Annotated in this window: 6 protein-coding genes; 2 read left to right on the top strand and 4 right to left on the bottom strand. The window is 74.2% G+C overall.

Annotation, left to right across the window (positions count from 1 at the left end; translation table 11 throughout):
• From HMPREF3159_RS13900 to HMPREF3159_RS13915, 4 genes are all read right to left on the bottom strand, one after another.
• Positions 1-438 (bottom strand): iron chelate uptake ABC transporter family permease subunit (locus tag HMPREF3159_RS13900; RefSeq protein WP_141748243.1); only part of this gene is annotated, 438 nt, incomplete at its 3' end.
• On the bottom strand, positions 435-1433 hold the full coding sequence (locus tag HMPREF3159_RS13905; protein ID WP_070501735.1) for a FecCD family ABC transporter permease: 999 nt from the start codon (positions 1431-1433) through the stop codon (positions 435-437). The genes HMPREF3159_RS13905 and HMPREF3159_RS13900, both read right to left, overlap by 4 nt.
• A gap of 3 nt (positions 1434-1436) precedes the next feature.
• On the bottom strand, positions 1437-2492 hold the full coding sequence (locus HMPREF3159_RS13910) for an ABC transporter substrate-binding protein (RefSeq protein WP_070501736.1): 1056 nt from the start codon (positions 2490-2492) through the stop codon (positions 1437-1439).
• 182 nt (positions 2493-2674) lie between these two features.
• Positions 2675-3370 (bottom strand): DUF4194 domain-containing protein, encoded by a 696-nt coding sequence (locus tag HMPREF3159_RS13915; RefSeq protein ID WP_070501737.1) that lies wholly within the window; start codon positions 3368-3370, stop codon positions 2675-2677.
• 170 nt (positions 3371-3540) lie between these two features.
• Between HMPREF3159_RS13915 and HMPREF3159_RS13920 the strand changes: the two genes are divergently transcribed.
• On the top strand, positions 3541-4023 hold the full coding sequence (locus HMPREF3159_RS13920; protein ID WP_070501738.1) for a hypothetical protein: 483 nt from the start codon (positions 3541-3543) through the stop codon (positions 4021-4023).
• A gap of 225 nt (positions 4024-4248) precedes the next feature.
• Positions 4249-4908, top strand: a 660-nt coding sequence (locus tag HMPREF3159_RS13925; protein ID WP_070501739.1) for a hypothetical protein, incomplete at its 3' end; no start/stop codon positions are given.

Consider the following 4908-nt stretch of genomic DNA (forward strand, 5'->3'; position numbering starts at 1 on the left):
GCCGCCGGCCCCCGGACCGCCGGGCCGGTGCGCCCGCGCCACCCACAGCACCAGCAGCGCGGTGCCGAGGCCGCCCAGCAGCGTCCACCAGAACAGGGCCATGCCCTGGGCGTCCAGCACGGCCATCGCCAGCACCGCGGCGGCGGAGGAGCCGAGGGTCACGCCGATCACGTCGGGGCTGGCCAGAGGGTTGCGCAGCAGGGTCTGGAAGACGGTCCCGGACAGGCCCAGCGCCGCCCCGGCGAGCGCGCCGACGACCGCTGCGGGCAGTCGGTCGTCCATCACGATGAAGGAGACGCCGGGGATCTGCTCGCCGAGCACGGCCCGCACGGCGAGGTCGGCGTAGACGAAGGGGGTGCCCAGCAGCACCCGGGCGGTGAGGAGGCCTGCCACGGCCAGGACCAGCAGCAGCGGGAGGAGGAGGCGGCGCGAGGTCACAGGGCCACCCGCTTCCGGGTCCGGATCAGCACGAGGAAGACGGGCACGCCGAGGAGCGCGGTCATCACGCCGACCTGCACCTCGGCGGGCGGGGCGATGACGCGGCCGACCACATCGGCCAGCAGCAGCACCACGGGGCCGAGCAGCAGCGAGAGCGGCAGCAGGCGGCGGTGGTCCGAGCCGACGAGCAGGCGCACCGCGTGCGGGACCACGAGGCCGAGGAAGCCGACCGGTCCGGCGAGGGAGACCGCCGCCCCGACCAGCAGCACGATGCCGACGCCGAGCACGACCCGGGTGCGGCCCACGTGGACGCCGAGCCCGGCGGCGGCGTCGTCGCCGAGGGCGAGGGCGTTCAGGGACCGGGAGGCGCCGAGGACGATCAGGGCCCCGATCAGGAGGGCGGGCGCGACGGCCGCGAGGTCCCCGAGGTCGCGGGCGCCGAGGGTGCCCACCTGCCACAGCCGCATCCGGTCCAGCGCCCCCTGGTCGAGGATCACGAGAGCGTGGACGAGGGAGCCGAGGCCTGCGGTGACGGCGGCGCCGGCGATCGCGAGGGTGACCGGGGTGGCGCCGGTGCGGCTCGCGGCGGCCAGGGCGTAGACGAGCACGGCCGCGAGGGCCGCGCCCACGAAGCCCGCCGCCATGAACTGGGTGACGCTCGAGAAGGAGAAGAGGTAGACGCCGGTGGCCACGGCCGCGGCCGCGCCGGAGTTCAGTCCGAGGATCCCGGGATCAGCCAGCGGGTTGCGGGTCATGCCCTGCAGCCCCGCGCCGGCGAGCGCCAGGGCCACGCCGACGGCGAGCCCGGCGAGGGTGCGCTGCAGGCGGCTGGCGAGGACCACGTGGTCGGCGTTGCCCGGGTCGAAGGCGAGCGCGGCCTGCCAGGCCGCGTCGAGGGGGACGGTGCGGGCGCCCACCAGCAGGGAGAGCACGCACGCGACCGCCAGGGCCACGAGGGCCCCGGCGGTCGCGAGCAGGGTGGGCCGGGCGGGCACCGCTCAGGCCTGGGCCGTCTGCGCGGCCTCGATCACGGAGGGGACCACGTTCTCGAGCGCCCAGGGCAGGCTCAGCACGCTCGCCGCGGAGATCGAGAGGGTCTGGTGGTCGTCGGGGGTGAGGACGAGGGCGCCGCTGGCGACCGCGGGGATCTGGGCGAACAGCGGATCGTCCTGGAAGGTCTCGACGGTGTCGCCGGCGGCGGCCCAGGTGTAGAGGACGTCGGAGACGAGCTCGTCGCCGCGCTCGGCGGACCAGTCGAAGTAGAAGGTGTTCTCGTCGGCGGTGTTCTCGGTGACGACCTCGGCCTGGGTCATGCCGAGCGCGGTGAAGAAGCGCGGGCGGGTGTCGTCGCCGGAGTAGATCGAGATCGTGTGGTCCGTGGTGGACAGGCTCGCGGCGATGAAGGTCGACCCGGCCACGGCCGGGTTCTCCTCGCCGACGGCGGCGAGGTCGGCGGTGAGCTGCTCGGCGAGCTCGGCGGCGGCGTCGCTGCGGCCGGTGGCGGTGCCGACGGCGGTCAGCACCTCCTCCCAGGAGGCGGTGTAGTTCGCGGCGAGCGGGCCGATGGTGGGGGCGATCTTGCTGAGGGTCGCGTACTCCTCCTCGGTGAGGCCGGAGTAGGCGGCGATGATCAGGTCCGGGGTCAGCGCGGCGATCTCGTCGGTGTTGACGCCGTCGGCCTCGGAGTAGGTGGTCGGGGCGTTCTCGCTGCCCCAGGAGGCGCCGAGCTCCTCGAGCTTCGCGTCGATCCAGTCGGTGGACTGGTTGTCGTTGCCGCCCCACTCGACCAGCGGCAGGCCGACGGGCACGATGTCCAGCGCGAGGACGGTGTCGGCGTTGACCCAGGAGACGGTCGCGATGCGGGTGGGCTCCGCGGCGATCTCGGTGGTGCCGTAGAGGTGCTCGACGGTCGCCGGGAAGGCGTCGGCGGCGGCGGAGCTGCCGCCCGCGTCGGAGGCGCCGGTGCCGGCGACGTCGCCGCCGCTGCAGGCGGCGAGGGCGGGCAGCGCGAGGGCGGTGAGCACGACGGAGCGGCGCGTGAACGAGCTCGACATGGGGCGATCCTTCTCTCGGCACCCCCGGTGCAGGGGTGAGGTGAGCCTGACCTTATTACGCAACACTCGTGTCACTCAATTGCCGAGAGGGTCGTCGCGGCCTCCGACACGGACCCTCAGGACAAGCGTGCCGGTCACAGTCCCGCACCCCGACGGGAATGCGTCTCAGATCACGCCGAGGATCAGTCGGTCGACGCCGCCTCGTCCTCGCCGTCCGCGCCCTCCGGATCCTCGGCGTCTCGAGGGTCCTCGAGCCCGTCGACCCCGGCCTGCCGGTACAGGGAGATGAACTCGCGCGCCGTATCGGGCCCGATCATCAGGCGCAGCACCGGGGAGACCTCGAAGTCGTCGCCCTGCTCGTCCAGCAGCCCGGCACGCTGGACCTTCGCGATCGAGGCGCGGACCTCCTTGGCGAAGCCGGCCTCGTCGGTCGAAGTGGTGCGGCGGTAGGCGGCCAGCGCCTGCTGGATCTCCGCCTCGGAGACGACGGTGCGCTGGCCGCGGGAGGACTGGGTCAGCAGCATCTGGCGCAGCACGAGCAGCAGCACCGAGTCGAGCCGGTTCATGCCGGTCAGGCGGCGCAGGAGCTTGGGCGCGTCGGGGTCGTCCTCGCTCTGGCGCACGAAGGCGACCTGGGCGTCGTCGTCGACGATCAGCTCGAGGAAGAGGTCGGCGAGCCGGGCCTCGATCGCAACCCGGTCCCGCAGCAGCTGCGCGTAGCGGCCGCCGTCGCGGCGCCCGTCGAGGAAGGGACCCTGGAGCAGGTGCACGAGCACGCGGCGGGACTCGTCCACGAGCGCGCCGCCGGGCACGGAGGGGCTCACCTCGTCGCCGGGCGCGTGGTCGTCAGTTTCGGTGCGGTGCGCAGGACTGGTCACGGCCAGACAGCCTACCGGCGCGGGGCGCGACGATCGGGCGCCCGGACAGTGCGGGGCGCTTCGACCGACTGGCGAGAAATCCACCCAAAACGGACAACGATCTGGTGGAATCGGGGTATGCCCGGGCGGGACGGACCGCCTGCGGCCCGCCGAAACCACGAGGAGCCGTCATGTCGGATCTGCCCGCGCCCGCTGTTCTCGCGATCCTGGCGGTCGTCCTGCTGGTGCTGGTCGTGCTCGGCGTCCTCGTGGCGCGCGGCCGACGGGACGACCAGGGTCCGGTCGGCACCGGAGCGACGCAGGGCGGCGCCTCCGCCGAGTCCTCGACCGGCACATCGGCCGCACGGCCGGGCGACACCTCGAGCGATGGACCGACGGTCTCCGACGCGAGTGCCGATCCCGTCGGCCCCTCTCCCTCGTCCACCGAGGCGACGGGAGCCGCACCCGCCGGCGCGGTGGAGGAGGACCCGTCGGCACCCTCGGACGCGGCGCCCATCGACGATGATCCGCGGCCCTGGCGGGAGCGCCATGGCCGCCGCGCCTCGCGTCCGCTGCTGAGCGAGCGCTCCGAGGCCCGGACCGCCGAGGAGGAGCTCGCCCCGGCGCAGAACTGGGAGAGGCCCCAGGACGGGGAGGCCGAGCCCCGGCGCTGAGCCGCGCCGACAGTTACCGACACGGGCGGACGACCGCTCCCCCGCCACGCTCAGGACGCGCCCGTCGACGGCTCGGCGGGACACGTCGTGCCGATCGGCTGGTCGAAAATCCCTCTGGATCCGTCTCGGTCTGGTGGAATCGGGGCATCGCCCTGTGCCGGGACCCCCGTCCGGGGCGCGCTCCGCCGCCCGGCGGTGGAGCAGTCGAACGGTGAGGAGCCGACCATGACCGACCTGTCCACCCCAGTGATCGTCGGGATCATCCTGCTGGTCCTGATCGTCGTCATCATCCTGATCGTCGTGGGCGCGAACGCCTCGAAGCGCCGCAAGCAGCGACAGCAGGAGGAGGATCGACGCCGCGCCGCGGAGATCCGCGAGCAGGCCGCTCAGAAGGAGCAGGCCGTCCAGGAGCGCGATCTGAAGGCCCGCGAGTCCGAGATCGAGGCCGACAGGGCCCGTCTCGAGGCCGAGCGGAAGGCGAAGGAGGCCGAGCAGGAGCAGCTCGCCGCCGAGCGTCGCCGGAGCGAGGCCGAGACGCAGCGCCAGGAGGTCGACCAGGAGCGCAGCGCCCTCCAGGAGCAGCGCGCCGAGGCGGACCGCCTGGACCCCGATTCCCCCACGCCCCGCGACGGGGACCGCACCGCGCCGGCCGCAGGCGCTGCCGGCCACGACCGCACGGCTGACGAGCGCATGTCCGACGACCGTGCGGCCGACGGCCGACGCGTCGATGACCGCGTTGCCGACGATCGCTCCGCTCGCGACGACCAGCGCACCGTCCGGGGCGATGAGCGTCCTGTGCAGCGCGAGGACGAGCACCGCAGCGGGGCCGGGACCGCAGCCGCGGCCGGTGTCGCAGGCACGGCCGGCGTCGCCGCCGGGGCGGCC

This window comes from Brachybacterium sp. HMSC06H03, assembly GCF_001807385.1.
Lineage (GTDB): Bacteria > Actinomycetota > Actinomycetes > Actinomycetales > Dermabacteraceae > Brachybacterium > Brachybacterium conglomeratum.

Coding starts and splice junctions, on each gene's coding strand:
- HMPREF3159_RS13910 (WP_070501736.1), bottom strand. CDS start 2,492: ATGTCGAGCTCGTTCACGCGCCGCTCCGTCGTGCTCACCGCCCTCGCG.
- HMPREF3159_RS13920 (WP_070501738.1), top strand. CDS start 3,541: ATGTCGGATCTGCCCGCGCCCGCTGTTCTCGCGATCCTGGCGGTCGTC.